The organism is Aestuariivirga sp., from assembly GCF_044238155.1.
Classification (GTDB): domain Bacteria; phylum Pseudomonadota; class Alphaproteobacteria; order Rhizobiales; family Aestuariivirgaceae; genus Aestuariivirga.
Window position 1 is genome coordinate 1 of record NZ_JBIIDX010000061.1, and the last position, 18,078, is coordinate 18,078.

At 59.1% G+C, this 18,078-nt stretch carries 16 protein-coding genes and 1 tRNA gene; 8 read left to right on the plus strand and 9 right to left on the minus strand.

What is annotated here, in order from left to right; translation table 11 throughout:
• Positions 1-800, minus strand: an 800-nt coding sequence (locus tag ACILRN_RS08130; protein WP_395687209.1) for a carbamoyl-phosphate synthase small subunit, incomplete at its 3' end; no start/stop codon positions are given.
• A gap of 121 nt (positions 801-921) precedes the next feature.
• On the opposite strand from ACILRN_RS08130, the gene ACILRN_RS08135 reads away from it, so the two are divergent.
• Positions 922-1,383 carry a GatB/YqeY domain-containing protein gene (locus tag ACILRN_RS08135; protein WP_395687210.1) on the plus strand — a complete coding sequence of 154 codons (462 nt, stop codon included), beginning with the start codon at positions 922-924 and terminating at the stop codon, positions 1,381-1,383.
• A 20-nt stretch (positions 1,384-1,403) separates the two neighbouring features.
• Here the strand turns inward: ACILRN_RS08135 and ACILRN_RS08140 are convergent, their stop codons facing one another.
• Both ACILRN_RS08140 and ACILRN_RS08145 read right to left on the minus strand, forming a co-directional pair.
• On the minus strand, positions 1,404-1,823 hold the full coding sequence (locus ACILRN_RS08140; RefSeq protein ID WP_395687212.1) for an organic hydroperoxide resistance protein: 420 nt from the start codon (positions 1,821-1,823) through the stop codon (positions 1,404-1,406).
• Positions 1,824-1,899: 76 nt separating this feature from the next.
• Positions 1,900-2,787 carry a DMT family transporter gene (locus tag ACILRN_RS08145; RefSeq protein ID WP_395687214.1) on the minus strand — a complete coding sequence of 296 codons (888 nt, stop codon included), beginning with the start codon at positions 2,785-2,787 and terminating at the stop codon, positions 1,900-1,902.
• Positions 2,788-2,890: 103 nt separating this feature from the next.
• Here ACILRN_RS08145 and dnaG point away from each other — a divergent pair, with 103 nt between their 5' ends.
• The 3 genes from dnaG to ACILRN_RS08160 all read left to right on the plus strand — a co-directional run bounded on the left by dnaG (position 2,891) and on the right by ACILRN_RS08160 (position 7,340).
• Entirely contained in the window at positions 2,891-4,831 is a 1,941-nt protein-coding gene (gene dnaG / locus ACILRN_RS08150; protein WP_395687215.1) for a DNA primase, read from the plus strand.
• Positions 4,832-4,911: 80 nt separating this feature from the next.
• Positions 4,912-7,020, plus strand: a complete 2,109-nt coding sequence (gene rpoD / locus ACILRN_RS08155) for an RNA polymerase sigma factor RpoD (protein ID WP_395687216.1) — start codon at positions 4,912-4,914, stop codon at positions 7,018-7,020.
• Positions 7,021-7,052: 32 nt separating this feature from the next.
• Positions 7,053-7,340 carry an HlyU family transcriptional regulator gene (locus ACILRN_RS08160; RefSeq protein WP_395687218.1) on the plus strand — a complete coding sequence of 96 codons (288 nt, stop codon included), beginning with the start codon at positions 7,053-7,055 and terminating at the stop codon, positions 7,338-7,340.
• A gap of 6 nt (positions 7,341-7,346) precedes the next feature.
• On the opposite strand, the gene ACILRN_RS08165 is transcribed toward ACILRN_RS08160, so the two are convergent.
• Positions 7,347-7,994, minus strand: a complete 648-nt coding sequence (locus ACILRN_RS08165; RefSeq protein WP_395687220.1) for a TIGR02466 family protein — start codon at positions 7,992-7,994, stop codon at positions 7,347-7,349.
• Between the two features lie 21 nt (positions 7,995-8,015).
• The gene (locus ACILRN_RS08170) at positions 8,016-8,468 is read right to left on the minus strand and encodes a host attachment protein (RefSeq protein WP_395687222.1); all 453 of its coding nucleotides are present in this window, start codon (positions 8,466-8,468) and stop codon (positions 8,016-8,018) included.
• Between the two features lie 99 nt (positions 8,469-8,567).
• On the opposite strand from ACILRN_RS08170, the gene ACILRN_RS08175 reads away from it, so the two are divergent.
• Positions 8,568-8,978, plus strand: a complete 411-nt coding sequence (locus ACILRN_RS08175; RefSeq protein WP_395687224.1) for a hypothetical protein — start codon at positions 8,568-8,570, stop codon at positions 8,976-8,978.
• A 34-nt stretch (positions 8,979-9,012) separates the two neighbouring features.
• On the opposite strand, the gene ACILRN_RS08180 is transcribed toward ACILRN_RS08175, so the two are convergent.
• Genes ACILRN_RS08180 through ACILRN_RS08190 form a run of 3 tightly spaced genes read right to left on the minus strand, consistent with a single transcriptional unit; the run spans position 9,013 to position 12,214 of the window.
• Positions 9,013-9,957 carry a hypothetical protein gene (locus ACILRN_RS08180; RefSeq protein ID WP_395687226.1) on the minus strand — a complete coding sequence of 315 codons (945 nt, stop codon included), beginning with the start codon at positions 9,955-9,957 and terminating at the stop codon, positions 9,013-9,015.
• A 39-nt stretch (positions 9,958-9,996) separates the two neighbouring features.
• Entirely contained in the window at positions 9,997-10,704 is a 708-nt protein-coding gene (locus ACILRN_RS08185) for an SIMPL domain-containing protein (protein ID WP_395687228.1), read from the minus strand.
• A gap of 55 nt (positions 10,705-10,759) precedes the next feature.
• Positions 10,760-12,214: an AMP nucleosidase gene (locus ACILRN_RS08190; protein ID WP_395687230.1), complete on the minus strand. Its 1,455-nt coding sequence runs from the start codon at positions 12,212-12,214 to the stop codon at positions 10,760-10,762.
• Between the two features lie 50 nt (positions 12,215-12,264).
• On the opposite strand from ACILRN_RS08190, the gene ACILRN_RS08195 reads away from it, so the two are divergent.
• A tRNA-Ile gene (locus tag ACILRN_RS08195) sits at positions 12,265-12,340 on the plus strand.
• A 1,105-nt stretch (positions 12,341-13,445) separates the two neighbouring features.
• Positions 13,446-13,889: a hypothetical protein gene (locus ACILRN_RS08200; protein ID WP_395687232.1), complete on the plus strand. Its 444-nt coding sequence runs from the start codon at positions 13,446-13,448 to the stop codon at positions 13,887-13,889.
• A gap of 320 nt (positions 13,890-14,209) precedes the next feature.
• Here ACILRN_RS08200 and ACILRN_RS08205 read toward each other — a convergent pair whose 3' ends face one another.
• A complete protein-coding gene (locus ACILRN_RS08205) occupies positions 14,210-14,629 on the minus strand; it encodes a hypothetical protein (protein ID WP_395687234.1) in 420 nt (139 codons plus the stop codon).
• Between the two features lie 466 nt (positions 14,630-15,095).
• Between ACILRN_RS08205 and ACILRN_RS08210 the strand changes: the two genes are divergently transcribed.
• Positions 15,096-18,078 (plus strand): autotransporter domain-containing protein (locus ACILRN_RS08210; protein ID WP_395687236.1); only part of this gene is annotated, 2,983 nt, incomplete at its 3' end.

Here is an 18,078-nt window from a genome sequence, read left to right on the forward strand (position 1 = left end):
CCGTTGGATAGGAAGATGCCGTCAGGCTTCATGGCGAGGATCTCTTCCGCCTTGCTGGTCGCTGGCACTACCGTGACATCGCATCCCGCGGCCGTGAGACAGCGCAGGATGTTTCGCTTGAGGCCATAGTCAACGGCCACCACCTTGAAGCGGCCCGGGCTGACGCGGACATGGCCCTGCCTCCAGTCCCACAGCGTCTCATCCCAGTGCAGGCGCTGGGAAAGTGAAACGTCTTTCGCGAGATCAAGGCCAACAAGCCCCGGCCATGCGGCGGCCATGGCTTTCAGCTTCTTCAGGTCGAACTTGCCCCGCGCATTGTGCGCGATGACGCCGTTCGGCATGCCCTTTTCGCGGATGCGGGCAGTGAGCGCGCGGGTGTCGATGCCCGAAAGGCCGATGATGTTGCGGGCCTTCAGCCATTTGTCGAAATGCTTGGCGGACCGGTAGTTGGCTGGCTCCGTCACGGGCTGCCTCACGATACAGCCGACAACACCCGCCGACGCTGCCAGGTTTGTCGTTTCGATGTCCTCGTCATTGGTGCCGACGTTGCCAATGTGCGGGAAGGTGAAGGTCACGATCTGGCCGGCATAGGAGGGGTCGGTCAACACCTCCTCGTAGCCGGTCATTGCGGTGTTGAAGCAGACCTCGCCAACTGCTTCTCCTTCAGCGCCAATGCCCTGTCCTTCGATCACCGTGCCATCTGCAAGAACCAAGAGAGCCGTCACGCGTGGGGTGTCCCAGTCGCCGAGTGTCGGACGTGCGGGCGTCTTGGCCTTGGCAGGCTTCTTGGCAGTCGGCATGAGGGGCTCCCGGGAACTGGGCGGTGGTTAGGGCAAGGGCGCTGGCCCGTCAAGGTTGCGGTGCGGCGAGTTCCCCTCTAAATCCGGTGGCTGATTTTGCACAACACAGGGAGCGCCCGGTATGGCTCTGCGCGACGAGGTTTCGGCGGCGTTGAAGGACGCCATGAAGGCTGGTGACAAGAAGAAGCTCGGCACCTTGCGGCTTATGCAGGCGGCTATCAAGGACAAGGACATAAACAGCCGCACGGATGGGCATGATTCGGCGCTCACGCCCGATACGGGCATCGTGGAACTCTTTGCCCGCATGGTGAAGCAGCGCCAGGATTCAATCGCCGCCTACGAGCAGGGCGGGCGACCTGAACTGGCTCAGAACGAGCGGGACGAGATAACTGTCATCCAGTCGTTCATGCCAAAACAGATGAGCGAGGATGAAGCGAAAGCTGCAATTGCCGTCATCATCAAGGCGATCAGCGCAAGCGGCATCAAGGACATGGGAAAAGTTATGGCGGAGTTGAAGCTCCGCCATTCTGGTCAGATCGATATGGCCAAGGCCGGCGGCATCGTGAAGAGCCTGCTGGGCTGAGACGCCGTCTCGCTCATATCTCAGAGGATGTTGGTCTTGACCGGGATGTTGCCCTTCGTTGCGTGAGAGTAAGGGCACACCACATGAGCCTTGGTGGTGATATCCTCGGCCTGGGCCTTGGTGAGGCCTGGCAGCTTCACGTCCAGCGTAACGGCAATGCCGAAGCCGCCACCATCGTCGCGCGGGCCGACGCCGACATGGGCGGTTACGGCTGCGTCTGGCGCAATCGTCACCTTTTCCTGTCCTGCTACGAATTTCACAGCGCCCAGATAACAGGCTGAATAACCGACGGCGAAGAGTTGTTCGGGGTTGGTGCCTTTGCCATCTCCGCCCATCTCTTTTGGCAGGGACAGGGCAACGTCGAGTTTGCCGTCATCGGTCTTGCCGCGTCCGTCGCGGCCACCAGTCGACGTGGCGTGGGCTGTGTAAAGGATGGGCATTTCGGTGTCTCCTGTTGACTTTGCTGCATGGTTTCGCTCGTCTAGTCTGGACTCGCCGGGGCCAACTTTCAAGCGTTCAGCGCCGCGCCAGCATAACGCCCACCGCTGCCAGCACGAAGCCTGCCCAACCCAGCAGTGGCATCGCCTCGTCCAGTAACGGCCAGGCGATCACCGCCGACAGCGGCGGAACCAAATAGAAGAGCGACGAGACCCGGCTCACCTCTCCTGCCCGGATCATCGCCAGCAGCAGTGACATGGCAATGATTGAGTTGCCGATCACCAGATAGCCGAGCGCCATCAGGAAAGCTGGGTTCCAGGTGATGTCGAAAGTTTCGAATGCCATGGCCAGCGGCAGTGTGCCGCTCAGCCCAGCAAGATATTGGACTGAGTTGGACACCACCGGATGGTGGTTCTTCCCGAACCGCTTTTCCCACAATGTGCCAGCCGTGATGGCGCACAGGGCGCCGGCCGCCGCGAGGATACCAAGAGGATGCTCAAGTTCTAAGCTAGAGCGGGAAACAATCACGATGGCTGCCCCGGTCAATCCGAGGCCGAGTCCGGCCCATCGCAAGAGGCTTACGCGTTCGCGGGTCAAGCGCGGCGCGATCAGTCCCACCAGGATGGGCTGCAGGCAGACAATGATCGCCACCCCTCCTGCCGATACACCCGCCTTGAAGGCCAGGTAGGAGAGGCCGAAATAGAATGCCTGTATCAAGATCCCGACAATTGCCAGATGCATGTAGTCTGCGGGGCTCGTGGGCAATGGGGGGCGAAGGACGGCAACAAGCGGCACCAGCAGTGCGCAGACGCAGGCATACCGAACAGTCAGAAAGCTCAGGGGCTCGGCGTGGCTGATGCCCAGCTTGGCGACAGAGAATCCGCCTGACCACAGGAGCAGGAACACGGCCGGCGCGGCGAGCAGCCATAGGGGTTTGCTGGCGGTGGGGTTGTTTGGTCTAGTCATGGAACTCACCCTAAGGTGATTACGAGTGTTTTGCCATGCGAGCGCCATGCGATCGACATGCGGGGCGGTTCCATCTGCTTTGCTCTTGCTCTAAGTACAGTCCATGCGCGTTCCGCCCTCCTTTCTGGAAGACATCCGCAACCGGGTGACCATCTCCTCGGTGGTCGGCCGCAAGGTGGCGTGGGACCGGCGCAAGTCCAACCCCGGGAAGGGTGACTACTGGGGCTGCTGCCCGTTCCATGGCGAGAAGACGCCATCCTTCCATGTCGAGGACCGCAAGGGCCGCTACCACTGCTTCGGCTGCAAGGCGTCCGGCGACATATTCACCTTTCTCGTTGAGAAGGAGGGGATGAGCTTTCCGGAGGCGGTGGAGCGCCTGGCGGCCGAGGCGGGGCTGGCCATGCCGCAGCTGAGTGAGGCTGACATCCAGCGCGAGGAAAAACGCGCAAGCCTCTACGAAATCATGGAAATGGCCGTCAGGTTTTTCGAGGCGGAGTTGCAGGCGGCGCGCGGCAGCAGGGCCCGCGGCTACCTTTCTGACCGGCAGCTTTCACCCGCCATCCAGAAGGAGTTCCGGCTCGGCTATGCGCCGGATGACCGGTCGGCGCTGCGCAGCCACCTCGCTGACAAGGGGGTGGATGTCGCCCAGATGGCCGAGGCGGGCCTCGTGGTGACGGGCGACGACATTCCCGTTGCCTATGACCGGTTCCGCGACCGGGTGATGTTCCCGATCCGCGACCCCAGGGGCCGGGTGATCGCCTTCGGCGGCCGGGCGATGGCCAAGGACGCGCTCGCCAAATATCTGAATTCGCCGGAAACGCCGCTCTTCCACAAGGGCCAGGTGCTCTACAATTTGGACAAGGCCAGGGCTGCCGCCCATGAGCGCGGCCAGATCATTGCGGTCGAGGGCTATATCGACGTCATCGCCATGCACCGCGCCGGATTGCCGCAGGCGGTGGCCCCGCTCGGCACCGCGCTGACCGAAGACCAGCTCGCCATGCTGTGGAAACAGGCGCCGGAACCCATCCTGTGTTTCGATGGTGACCAGGCCGGGATCAAAGCCGCCTACCGGGCGCTCGACCTGGCGTTGCCGCTGCTCGAACCGGGGCACTCGCTGCGCTTTGCGCTGCTGCTGGAGGGCCAGGATCCGGATGATCTGCTGAAGGCGCAAGGGGCCGACGCCTTGCGGGCGGTGATTGCCGCCGCGCAGCCGCTCTCCGACATGCTGTGGCAGCGCGCCCTGGCGGGCAATGATCGGTCGACGCCTGAAAGGCGGGCTCAGTTTGAGCGAGAAATAAGAAGCATTATCAATACAATATCAGACGATGTTGTAAGAAAACATTATCAGTCCGAATTCGTTCAGCGCATCCGTGCGCTGTTTCAGCCCGTGGCCGCCAGGCCGTCGCCGTCGGTACGTCGGCCGCCCATGTCCGCAGGCGGTGGTCGCTCATACAAGGTGCAACAGCGGCCCTGGGACATACCCCAGCCGCCGACACCACAACTCAAGCAACTCGCTTCACAGCGCAGCTTCCTGGAGGGTGCGGAACGGCGGGAACGTATGATTGTACTGGCCCTGATCAACCACCCGGACCTGATCCACGAGTTTCTGGACGAGTTTGCCGGGCTTGAGTTCACCGTGTCGGAACTCGCTCTCCTGCGCAGCCGGATGATTGATTGCGCCGCTCATGAAACGGGCCTTGACGGAACGGTCCTCAGGGACCAATTGAGGAGCATGGGTCTCGGGTCCTTGCTGGATCGTCTGCTGGCCCAGGCGAAACGGCTGAACGAGTGGTTTCTCGGGAGCGGGGCAGCACAAGATGACGCCCGCACCGGTCTCCGTCAGATGATCGCCCTTCATCGCAAAACAATCACCTTGGAGCGGGAGCTCAAGGCGGCCGAGGCTGTGTTTGTGGCCGACCCGACCGAGGAAAATCTGACTGCACTCATGGCGGTGCGCGAGCAGATGTCGTCCCATGCGGGGCAGGAGGCCCAGATCGAGGGCTTCGGCGCTGCCAGCGGACGGCCTGTGAACGTGATCACCTGAGACCTCCCGAAACGGGTTTTGACCCCGAATCACAACGCTGCTATGGCGGATGCCCCGCCTGACACATCAAGGACTTGTACATGGCCCGAGCACAAGTGCGCGCACCCGCCCCGGACGATCAGGAAACCCCGGCCGCAGCAGAAGACGCCGAAGCCCCGGAGGCTCAGGCCGGCGATGGCGCGGACTCGCCCATCCTGGATTTGTCAGATGCCGCCGTTAAGCGGATGATCAAGCTGGCAAAGGCGCGCGGCTTTGTGACCCTTGACGAACTCAATGCCGTGCTGCCGTCCGAAGAGACCAGTCCGGAGCAAATCGAAGACATCATGGCCATGCTCAACGACATGGGCATCAATGTGGTCGAGTCGGAGGAAGAAACCGAGAATCTGGCTGCAAAGGTAGAGGCTGAGGCTGAGGGTGAATCGACCGAGACTGCACTGATCAAGGTGGAGGCGGCCAAGACACCGGCTGACCGCACCGACGATCCGGTTCGCATGTACCTGCGCGAAATGGGCCAGGTGGAACTTCTCTCGCGCGAGGGCGAAATTGCCATCGCCAAGCGCATCGAGGCAGGGCGCGAGGCGATGATCGCCGGTCTCTGCGAGAGTCCGCTGACTTTCCAGGCCATCATCATTTGGCGTGATGAGTTGAACGAGGCCAAGATCCTGCTGCGTGACATCATTGATCTTGAGGCTACCTACGCGGGACCTGACGCTAAGAAGCAAGGGCCAGTTCAGACACCAGCACCTTACGTGCCGCCAAAAGAGGAAGTGAAGAAAAAGGCGGAAGCCAAGCGCGCAGAAGCCAAACGGCAAGCTGCTGCCGCCATCCGCCGGCCTGGCGGTGAAGATGATTTCAGCGATGTGCTTTCGCCTGAGGATTTCGACCGGCCTCAGGTCGAGGAGGATGATGACGACGAGGGCGATGATCTCGGCGTATCACTCTCCGCGATGGAGGCTGAGCTCAAGCCCAAGGTCCTTGAGATCTTCGATGCCATCGCCAAGAGCTACAAGAGCCTGCGCAAGCTGCAGGATCAGGAGGTGGCAGAGGGCACGGAGCTCTCTCCGTCGCAGGAGAGGCGCTACAAAAAGCTGCGCGAGGAAATTGTCGCCGAGGTTAAGTCGCTTTCGCTCAACAATGCGCGTATCGAGGCACTGGTCGAGCAACTTTACGATATCAGCAAGCGCCTCAATGCGCTGGAAGGCCGGTTGATGCGTCTGGCCGAAACCTACAAGGTGCCGCGGACAGAGTTCCTCAAGGAATATCAGGGTAATGAACTCGATCCGGACTGGCTGAAGCGGGTGGGCCGTCTGTCGCGCTTCGGATGGAAGAAGTTCGTGAACGACGAGAAGGAATCGATCCGGGTGATCCGCGACGAGATCTTCGAACTCGCCACCGCCACCGGCCTGCAAATCCCCGAATTCCGCCGCATCGTCGCCATGGTGCAGAAGGGCGAGCGCGAGGCCAGGATCGCCAAGAAGGAGATGGTGGAAGCCAACCTCCGCCTCGTCATCTCGATCGCCAAGAAATACACCAACCGCGGCCTGCAGTTCCTCGATCTGATCCAGGAGGGCAACATCGGCTTGATGAAGGCGGTGGACAAGTTCGAATACCGCCGCGGTTACAAATTCTCGACCTACGCCACCTGGTGGATCAGGCAGGCCATCACCCGCTCAATCGCCGATCAGGCGCGCACCATCCGCATTCCGGTGCACATGATCGAGACGATCAACAAGATCGTGCGCACCTCGCGCCAGATGATGCATGAAATCGGCCGCGAGCCGACGCCGGAGGAACTGGCCGACAAGCTCTCCATGCCGCTCGAAAAAGTTCGCAAGGTGATGAAGATCGCCAAGGAGCCGATCTCGCTCGAAACCCCGGTGGGCGACGAGGAGGATTCGCACCTCGGCGATTTCATTGAGGACAAGAACGCAATCCTGCCCATCGACGCGGCGATCCAGGCGAATTTGCGCGAGACGACGACCAGGGTTCTGGCCTCGCTCACTCCGCGCGAGGAGCGCGTGCTGCGCATGCGCTTCGGCATCGGCATGAACACCGATCACACGCTGGAGGAAGTAGGCCAGCAGTTCTCGGTGACGCGCGAGCGTATCCGCCAGATCGAGGCCAAGGCGCTCAGGAAGCTGAAGCATCCGAGCCGCAGCCGGAAGCTGCGGAGTTTCCTCGACAATTGATCGGCGCTTAACAGGCTGCGGAGAACTGGTGCATGTCGTTTTTCAAGAAGCTCTTCGGTATCGGCAAGTCCGGCGAGGCTGGGCCACCCAATGCGATACGGCAACTTGAGTACAATGGTTATGTCATTGCCGCCACGCCCTACAAGGAAGCTGGCCAGTGGCAAACCTGCGGGGTTGTGACAAAGACCGCAGACGGCGAGACGAAGCAGCATCGCTTCGTGCGGGCCGACCGGTTCGCTGACGAAGATGGGGCTGCAGACCATGCCATCATGAAGGGTCAGCAGATTGTAGATCAACTCGGAGACAGGATGTTTGCCTGAGCTCGATCAGGCCAACACGCAGTTGAAGCTGATGCTGATGCGGTAACCGTCCGCACGGTTCAGGGGCACCTCATGGCGGAGCCAGCTCTCCCATAGCATTAAAGTTCCCGGGTGCGGTTTGAACGGTACATGTGATCTGAACGCGAGGGGCGCCTTCGCTTTCTTCGGTGGCGCTGCCATCATGAAGCCAAGGCGTGGGTCCTCATAATTGATGGGTCCTGCGCCTTGCGGAACCGCGACATAAAAGGTTCCGCTGAGCACCGCATTGGGGTGAATGTGAGAGCTGTGGGCGCCGCCCTCCGGCATGACGTTCACCCACAGCGAGTCGACCTTTGGTTTCAGTCCGCGCAGATCCCAGTGCAAGGCTTTGGCAAATGCAAGGGCATGACGCTCGATGGCCTTCGTCAGCCTCGCAAATTCGGGGAACCTCCAGGCCAGGTCATTGAGGGAGGCATAGGACGTGTAGCCCGGATAACCGTGCTTGGCAGACCAGCGGCGTCCCGCGCCGTCATCGGTAGCAAGCGACATCGACAGCATTTCAAGCGCTTCGATCAGTCGTGAGGGAACAACAGCCTCAGCACTATAGATCCGGGTGGCGAACAGGCTGTGAATTCTGGTCCGGATTGAGCGGGATTGTCTTGAAGGTTTTGGCATCCCGCCCCGATAGCTGACGGCTTAGTCGCCTTCAAGCGTCTTGACGACGATCAGCGCAACCTCGGATGCGGGGTGTTTGGTCAGATCCTTGTTGATCTCCATCAGTGTCACCTTTGCGACCTGGGCCGAAACAGCCTTCCGGTAGACCCCAAGGGCGAGGGGCGGGGCGGCGACAACCAGTTCGGTGTATTCGCCGGCCTTGAGGTCTCTGTCCATGTCGGCTGCAATCTGCTGCACGAAACGATCCTCGGCCTGTTGGTGATAATCCGTGGGCTCGATGGTGGAGCGACGGCCGCTCGGGTCATTGACGCGCGGCGGCTTGTCGCTGCCTTGCTCCCGGCTCGGAGGGTTGGCATGGCCATAGACCCGAACCTGTTCCAGCTGTGGCTTGCCAGGTTGGCCAATGTTCCGAAACACGGTGGCGCGACCGCCGTCGGTCACCAGCACCCGCGCATTATGGACCAGTCTTTTCATTCCAAACCTCCAATTCTCTGCCGCAGCTAGCCATGATCCTAGCACTTTTCGCCTTGCGCAAGATCAATTATCACAGGCCGACCACAGCAGGAGGCCTGGATGCGGCATCTTTACACTTTCGAGTCCCGTGAGCAGCCGCTGGCCAGCAGTGACGTGTTTTATGGCCGGTTGGGCCGAAATGCGGGCTGGGCGCTGGCTGTGGTTGTGGGATCGCTCCTGCTCGGCACCAGCGGCTACATGTACTTTGAGGGCATGCCCTTGATCGATGCCCTTGCCAATGCCTCGATGATCCTCTCTGGCATGGGCCCGCTTGGCCCCCTTTACACCACTGGCGGCAAGCTGTTCGCGTCATTCTATGCAATTGCGTCCGGACTTCTCCTGTTCGTCATTGCCGGCCTGATGTTGCTGCCGGTCTATCATCGTATCCTTCATCGGTTTCATGTGGACGAGGAGGACGCAGCACCGCTGCCGGATGTACATCGACATTCCAGCAAGGACCGGTCGGCGTGAGCCAGTGCCAGCCTGGCAAGCTGGTACTGCAATGTTAGCTCAGTTCTTGTTCGGTCTGTGTTTGGTCAAGGACGAGATCAGCACTCCATGCGCTGGCAAGTCGGCGCCTCGCTGCATGCGCAGCCTCGAGGTCGGTGGCGTTGATGACGGCCAAACGGAAGCCGCCCGGCGGCATGGCGTGGCTTGCCTGGGGTTTTCCCTGATGGAAGGTGATTTGCAGGCTGCTCACGGATGGCATTTTACGCACCTCCTCCTGAAGGGCAGGTGGAGGATGGCGGTAGTCGTGACCGTGGCGGGCGAAGAGTGGCACTGAGTAACCATCGACCCGGTTCACATCGGCATACTGCCAGTTCGCTGAACTGTAGAGTTCGATCAGTGCCTCAACCCAGCCTCGTCCGTAAAGATCGCACCATTGGTCGGCAAAGCGAAGATGGGCTTCAATGATGGTGCCGCCGATGGTCTCAAAATTCATCATGCCGGAGTAACCTGACATATGGTGCGCCACCCATACCTCGAGTTGGCTTGCAAGGACCGGCATCGTTCCCGCGTGAACCCGCCAATGGCGGAACATGCCGTCAGTCCAGGGCGAACCTGTTGCGTGACGAAGCCACGCGATCCGACCACCAAGCACAGCGCAATCTGTCGAGACATGCTCTCCGGCGAGAAGTGGCATCCACATGTGGCCCGGCTCGGAAAAGCGTTCCATCTCCTCGGCTGAGGCAATTTTGCGGCTGCCGGTGCCCATTCCTCGGAGATTGATGATGGGCTTTGAGAATACCGGATAGGTATTCGGCGGAACGCCATGCGGTCCGCAGGCCAAGTCCTGTGTCCAGGCGATCCTCAGCTTGTCATAGACCCAGCGGTCGCTGGGGTAGAGCATCCAGCAGTCGGGATCATCAGTCGGAATCTTGACATGTTCCGGGCATGGACTTCCTTCAAAATACTGAAGCCGCCAGGGATCACGCTCGAGTACAGGCATGCCCTCAGGCTACCATGGCCTCGCCAGCGTGCAAGCATGTTACCTGATTTCCCAGCTTATGTTCACATCGACGGAGAGCCTCTGCTCACCCGCTGCGATGGCTGGCGCTTGTGCGGCGTCCGCCATCACGGCAGTGGAGCGCATCATTGCCACAGGCGGCTGGTAGCCGGAGACCTCGCTCACAGTCAGCACCGGTCCCAACTCGAGGCCCATGGCTTCCGCATAGACCTTGGCCTTCCGGGTGGCGTCTGCTGCCGCAAGCTTGCGGGCTGCATCGAGGGCGGTTTCGGGCTCGGCGACGTCGAAGCTGATGCCACCGATCTGGTTCGAGCCAGCAGACACAAGACTGTCGAGAAGCGGACCCAGGCCGGCAATGTCGCGAACCGTGGCGGTCACGCTGTTAGCCGCTTCATAGCCAATCAGCTTCGGGGGCTGGTCGTTGACATAATCGTACCTTGGCTGAACCGAAAAATTTGAGGTCTGTATGTCTTTTTCTGCGATGCCGGTTTGCTTCAGTACGGCCATCACCTTTGCCATAGAGCGGCTGTTGGCGGACAATGCATCCTGAGCGGTGGCGCCGCGGCTCGTGACGCCGGTATTCACGAATGCCAGGTCCGGGACGATCCGTACCTCGCCGTGACCTGTGAGAGAAATGGTGCGCGGCAGGCGATTGTCATCAGCTTGGGCTGGGCTCACGACAGAAAGCAGGGTGCCGAGTGCAGCGGCAGCAATGGTCGGTCGATACATGGCAGTCTCCATCAAACAGTTTGCCATGACTCGCGATTGGGGCGTGAATACGGCGTCAGCGGAACGGCGGCTCGTCGAAGCTTCTCAGCTTGCGTGAATGAAGCTGGCCGACGTTGCCGCGCAGGAGTTCGATGGTCTCGAGGCCAATCAGCAGATGCTCGCCGACTGCCCTGTCATAAAAGGCATTGGCCGCGCCCGGAAGCTTGATCTCGCCATGCAGCGGCTTGTCCGAGACGCAGAGCAGCGTGCCATAGGGAACCCTCAACCGGTAGCCCTGGGCGGCGACGGTGCCTGACTCCATGTCGACGGCGATGGCGCGAGACAGATTGATGCGTCGCAACTCCTGGCTCCAGCGCAATTCCCAGTTACGATCGTCGTTGGTCACCACTGTTCCCGTGCGCAGGCGCTCCTTCAGCGCGTCGCCCCGTTCACCGGTCACGCGAGCTGCTGCTTCCTGTAGGGCAACCTGAACCTCGGCCAGCGGTGGAATTGGAATTTCCGGCGGTACCAGCGAGTCGAGGATGCGGTCCTGGCGAAGATAACCATGGGCGAGAACGTAGTCGCCGATACGCTGGCTCTGCCGCAGGCCGCCGCAGTGCCCGACCATCAGCCAGCAATGCGGGCGCAGCACCGAGAGATGATCGGTGATATTCTTGGCATTGGATGGTCCCACCCCGATATTGACAAGGCTGACACCGCCCTGGCCATCCCCGCGTGACAGGTGATAGGCGGGCATCTGGTAGCGGTGCCATTGTGACTGGGCGATAATCGACTGGCGCTCGGCCTCTCCCATGCTGCGGGTAACCTGCCCACCGCCGGGGAGTGCGAGGGTGGCGTAGGGGCTCTGGTCCCGGAGCTGGGCCAGTGACCACTTTACGAACTGGTCGACATAGCGGTGATAGTTGGTAAGAAGGATCCAGGGCTGAACGGCCTGCCAGTTTGTTCCTGTGTAATGCTGGAGCCGTTTCAGCGAATAGTCGACCCGGACGGCATCAAACAGCGCGAGTGGCAGAGGTTGCCCAGGGTGCTGGTTCCACAGCCCGTCAGCCACCTCATCACCGACATGGGCAAGCTTCGGGATTGGGAAGTGTAACGCCAGTTCGGCTGCGGTCACGTCATTGCGTCCCAGATCATCACCCTGGTGAAGGACGTAGGGGTAGGGGATTTCCTCCTCCGACGGCCCGACGCTGATCGTTGCTGAGTAGTCTCTGGCGAGGTGGGTGAGTTGCTCGATCAGGTAGCGGCCGAAATGCTCGGGGTGCGTGATCGTCGTGGCATAGACTCCAGGGCCTTGGAACTTGGCGAAAGCCCGGGCGACCCGGGGTTGCAGACCAGCCGACCTGTACTCGACCCACAGGCCGGGATAGCGAAATTGCTGGCGTTCGGCCTCCGTGGGGGGCTGGCGGATGTCAAAATATCGTTCGAGGCAGTGTCTGAGACTGCCTGAGGCGTCACGATACAGGGCGATGAGGCGCTCGACGGCGGCTTCGGGCGAAAGACTGTGTTCCATGGGCTGAAGCCTATAGCATGGCGCCAAGAATTGCTGTAGCCATCAGGCGGGGGCCCATAGCTCAATGGTTAGAGCTGACGGCTCATAACCGTCTGGTTCCAGGTTCGAGTCCTGGTGGGCCCACCACTATCGTTTTGTTCTGTTTCTTCTGAAGTGCTTTCAATGTTTCAATTTGAAGGTGCGGGGAAATTGGCAGCGGTGCGGGGAAAATCCTTCCCGGTTTTTTCCTGAACTGTACAGTCCTGCGGGGGCGCGTGGTTGGATACAAGGTAGCGCCTGGCTCATCGTTGATAGAAGCCAAGACATTTTACCGCATAGTAGTCATGGTAATGGCGCTCTCAATCAAATTGTCATCCCTGTTGCAGTGCAGCGACTGTCACTCCAGGAAGAGAGAAGCCTAAAGTTGACCTGGGATGCCTTTGGGTTTTGAAAATTTCAGTTTAACCGCGAAAGCCCAGATCGATGCTACTCAGCTGATCCATATCCCTCCACTACTGGAATCGTGGGCGTAAGGGCATTGAGGCCTCTGTATGGATGTATATGGAGCGAGATCTGCGAGAATACCAAAGATATGCCAAGGCAGAACACAATAGCGCGAAGATCGCTATCTTCTTGTCTACGCGCAATACAACAGCAATGGTAACGGTAGACAGGGGTGCCAGCAGGTAGATCAGTGTACAATTTTTGGGATACACGAATTGATTCTGGCTACCCATCGAGACCCGCTGATTTCTTGATAACTCAAGATTGTCTAACGATTTTGTGAAGCGATCGATAACTAGGTATGAGAAACAGTCAGAAATATTGTTCGTGTATCCGCATCTATTCTCATCAACCTTCCAAAGAACAGAACATAGGTTATCGAGCCCCTTGTTCGCTTCTGCAGTCTTGTAGGTATTGTAGTGTGATTTTCATTCTTCTTCTGTAACTTGAAGAACCTAATTGGCTAGCCCAGCTTGCATTGCATTTTTTATTTGTTGCGATTGCATCGGTAACTTATCCAAATCTCCGAAAAACTTTTACGTCGCGCATATTTCGGGCGTCGCAGGCAGTCGAGCAGTTTCATCAAAATAGCCTGAGGTGAGGTAACAGTTGAAGCTACTTTCCAACAAGTTAGAGAAAACGGCAAAAATGACGGAAGCGTTCAGGGCAATTCCAGTTGGTTGTTCCGTGGTTTTCCTCCTGCTAAGGATTATACATCTTTCTACTACATAACAGTCAGGGGTTTTCCATGTCGGTCGGCACTTTCGTCAAGATCCTTGCCGCAACTGCTTCGATCCTTACCTCTTGCGCAGCTTATGCTTTTGCGCAGGATGCTCCGAACCTGATCGGCACATGGTCGGGTAAAATCGTCCATGGCGCTCGGTTTGGGGCGCTCAACCATGATCCAGCAGAGAATGATCCGGTCTTCGCCGATCGTAAAAAAGAGTGGACGCTCGTCATTGATAAGCAAGATGGCTCAGGGCTTATTGGGACGTGGTCGACAAAAGCTAAGACGGAACGTTTGGTAGGGGTGATCCGTCAAGATAATGTGACTGTGGTGTTTGCAGATGAGGACAATCTGTTCGATGCCCAGCTCTTATCCACCTCTGAGATGGAACTCTGTGCCCAAGAGGGTGCAGCAGCCAAGGGCGGAGCTACTATCGCTGTCTGCTATTTGATGAAACGGAAGTAGGTTTTCGCAGCGCTTCAAGCCCAAGTTCTGAAATTCCACCGGATTGCGTGATGCACCTGTTAGGGATCTCCTCGATCGAAGATTGTCATGGAGATCTCAGGTGGCACCGGTGGGCACTCGTAAAGTCCGTGCGAGTCCTTTGTAGCCAGGTGATGTCGCGTGGCGTTTGCCAGAAGGTGAGGGAACTTCATGAAATTTCACTGGATCGTTGGTCACCGTCGGATGTCGGTGGGGTAAGCTGTTAATCGGGCGGGTCTGTGTTTGAACTGGTGGGCACGCCATCACAGTCTTGTCGTTGCATGGCATTTTCGGCGCCAGTGTCACGTCGTGCAATGCGAACAGACCACCCGGCTCCAGGTCTTCAGATGATCGCAGACCCAGCGCTCGACCTTGGTCGCATCTGCTGTGCACCGAATGGTCTCCAGCTTGGGCGCGGTCGCTTCGCAGGCCGCTTCAAGGTTCCAGACGGACTTGCAATATGAGACCCACTCCGGAGCAATGGACAGGTTGGTAGTTTCGGATGTTGACGGCTTGTCGGCCCCAGAGAGAAGGCAGGTTCCAGCATAGCACAATTGCTTAATGTCTGGATCCCGGATGGAACCACAGGCGAAGTCGGCCGCGGTTGCCTTCGTCACGAGCAGTAGGGTGGCCCCGAGCAGAATGCCAACCACAATCCCGCATCCGCTTGCGGGTTTCGCGCAACTGCCCTTAACCAATGTGCCAGGCTTGGTTTCGTTCACTCCAGCAATTCTATCACCTCGTCGGTCTGTGACAAGCGTTACTGCTGCTCGTTGCAGGAAGTAGACGCATATCGTTGCAAAGGAGGATCGCTCTGAGCTCATCGTTACCTTGTCAACAAGAGCCAAGACGAACTGAATGTTGGGGGGGTTATTCGGCAGGAAGACGTTACCCGACCACGAGCATTTCTTGTCTCCGTGATCGTGGCCCCGGCCAACTGGTCCTGAATTCAGAACGCGTCCGTTGGGCGCAATGGTAGCCAGCATAAAGAGGCACCGTGCCGCATTCACGAGGCGTCCGTCCGGGCGCTTGCCAGTTAAGAGCAGAACCGGATCGCTGCCCCATCCGCCCGCCGGATGGTGCGGGGCTCTCCATTTGTTCGTCTAAGTGGCGGAAAATGGGCCGGAATCCCAGTCTTCTGCCTTGACCAGTCCGTTTAATTGGCTAGCATTCTAGGAAATTCGGAAATTGGAAAGCGAGCCTCATTTGCTGAACCAACTAAAGCGCTCGCTTCTCGCCTCGACGGTGATGGTCCTGTGTGCCGGTTACGCCCGTGCCGACCAGGTCACGGTCAGCAATGGCGGAAGCTATTCGCTCGATACGGCGCTGACCAATGCCGGTGCTGCCGCCATCATTAACACCCCTACAAATGCGCCAGCCGTTTCGGGAACGGATATCACTGTTACCGGTTCAGGATCGATCACGACGACGGGCGACTACGCCCATGGCATCTACCTCGACAGCGAACCCGCGTCTGGCTCAGCTTCACTCACCGGCAACACGATCACCAGTTCTGGTTCGATCAGCACGTCCGGGGAGAAGGCTAGAGGCATTTCACTGCGCACCGTCTCGACCGGGGATGGTTCTGCTCTGACCTCAGGCAACACAATCACCAGCTCGGGCCCGATCACAACCGCTGATGACTATTCCGAGGGAATCGGTCTGCGTTCAAAGTCCTATGATGATTCCTCTGCGGCGATCACCGGTAACAAGATCACCAGCTCCGGACCGATCACCACATCTGGCGACTTCTCGGAAGGCATCCATCTGCGCTCCTCCTCGGTAGACGAGGCGTCTCAGATCGGCGACAACATCATCAACAATTCAGGTGAGATCAGCACCTCAGGTCAAAATGCCAATGCGATCCGTATGTGGTCGGCAAGCACCCACGGCACGGCGTCAATTACTGGAGCAATGATAACCAACTCGAAAATACTCGAAACAACAGGCGATCACTCTCATGGCGTCTTTCTTCAGAGCCAGTCCACCTCAGCAGAGGCCAAGATCATTGGCAATGTAATCACCAACTCCGGTGCAATAGAGACGAATGGCGACTTTTCTCGCGGCATTTTTCTGGATGCATTCTCATCCGGGTCTACTGCCTCCGTTTACGCTAACACAATCACCAATTCCGGCAGAATTGATACGGTGGGCTATGCTGCGCACGGTATATTCCTGGTCGGATACTCCCCGAATACGATTTCTTACATTACCGGCAACTCCATCGCCAATTCTGGTGTAATCAGAACGGAAGGAAACTTTGCCTCCGGTGTGTTCCTGTCTGCATATTCGCCGAATTCCCTTGCTTACATTGCCGACAATGCCATCACCAATTCCGGTGCGATCGAGACGGCGGGCAATTTCGCAAATGGCGTTCTGTTGTTGGCGTATTCGCCTGCCTCTGACACCACCATCTACGGCAATACCATTATCAATTCCGGTACGATCCAAACACTGAATGACGATGCCGGCGGCGTGATTGTGAATGCGAAGTCCCTCGGCTCCTCGTCTATTATGGACAACACCATCACTAACTCCGGTATGATCGCGACCAAGGGTGACGCCTCAGCCGGCATAACTCTGGTCGCTATCAGGCAGTACATAGTCCTCGGAGGCGCTGATGATATTTTTCCCTCAATTGTCGTGCCTCCTGCCTCGGTCATCAATAACACTATCACCAACTCTGGCATGATCTTGACCAGCGGTGACGCCTCGAGCGGCATTACGCTGTATGCTGATGGGCAGAACATAGTTCCCGGCGGCTCCTACGGGATTTTACCCGCGAGTGTCCTGCCTTCTGCTTCCGTCGCTGGCAACAGGACCACCAACACCGGAACGATTTCCACAGCAGGCGCCAGCGCGCATGGTGTCCAACTGGTGGCGCGTGCCTATGATACCTCGGAAATAACCGGAAACACGATCACAAACACCGGCACGATCCTGACCAAGGGTTTGGCGAGCAATGGGATCATGTTCAGTTTCTCCGGATCAACTCTGGCCATCACCTCCAACACGATTGTGAACTCCGGGCGGCTGATTTCGGCTTACGGGCGTGCAATCGATATCGGCGATGCCTACGGAAACACCGTGACCCTTGCGGCCCCGGGCTTCATCGGCGGCCATTTGCAGATGGGTACTGGCGACACGATCAATCTCTTATCAGGGGCCTCGCAGTCCAACCTCTGGAGCTTCGCGGGCATTGACACCACCTTCAACACCAGCGGCCCGCTGCCGTGGTTCTCGGTCTCGGATGGCACCTACACGACCTATGCCACCTTCGACCCCACGGGCGTTGCGGCCAGGGGTCAGGTGCTGGCCGATCTGGCATGGATGAACTCCGGCTTCATGCAGCAGGGCCTCACTTCGCTCGAGCAGACCGCGCTCGACTACAGGGTCTGGGCGGTTGGTGGCTACAATGAGCAGGCCTATGACGGCACCGACAGCACGCTCGATCAGGACGTCTCGGTGTCAGGCGGCGCCATCGGGGCGGCGCTGCGGCTGAAGGACAGCACCATTCTGGGCGCCATGCTGGCCCTCAACAGCGCCACGATGACCGCCGACAGCCGCTTTGCCACGTCGCAGGACAATTCCACCGAGGGCTTTGCCGGTGGCCTGTTCCTCCGCCACAGCCAGAGCGGCTTCAGGCTCGATGCCGGGCTCAATCTGGGCTGGGGCAAGACCTCGACCAGACGCTTCGTGAACGACAATCTGGCCGACAATGGCTCGGTTGCGGGCGGCACGGCGGCAACCGATGATGCCACGCTGGGCAACTCAACCGCCAAGGGCGATTATGAGGCATGGTGGTTCAGCCCCGAGCTTGGCCTTGCCTATGCCTATGCCTTTGCGGACCGGGCCAGCCTCACCCCCTCGGCCCGGCTGCGCTATGCCGTGGAGGCGGCACCGGGCTACTCCGAGGAGGTCGATACCACACGGGTGGCCGCCACCGATGTCTCGGGCGCGGCCGAGGTCGGGAGCTATACCACGGGCGTCTTCGAGGCGGACCTCGATCTGGAGGCGGCCAAGGCCTTCGACTGGGGCCGTGCGGGGATATCCGCGGGCTACATCATCCGGCAGATGACGGGCGATGACGAGGTGGAAGTCAGCATGCTGGGCCAGAGCCTTGACGTGCCGGTGGAGGCCACGGAGTTCAATGCGCCCTATCTCGCGGCCA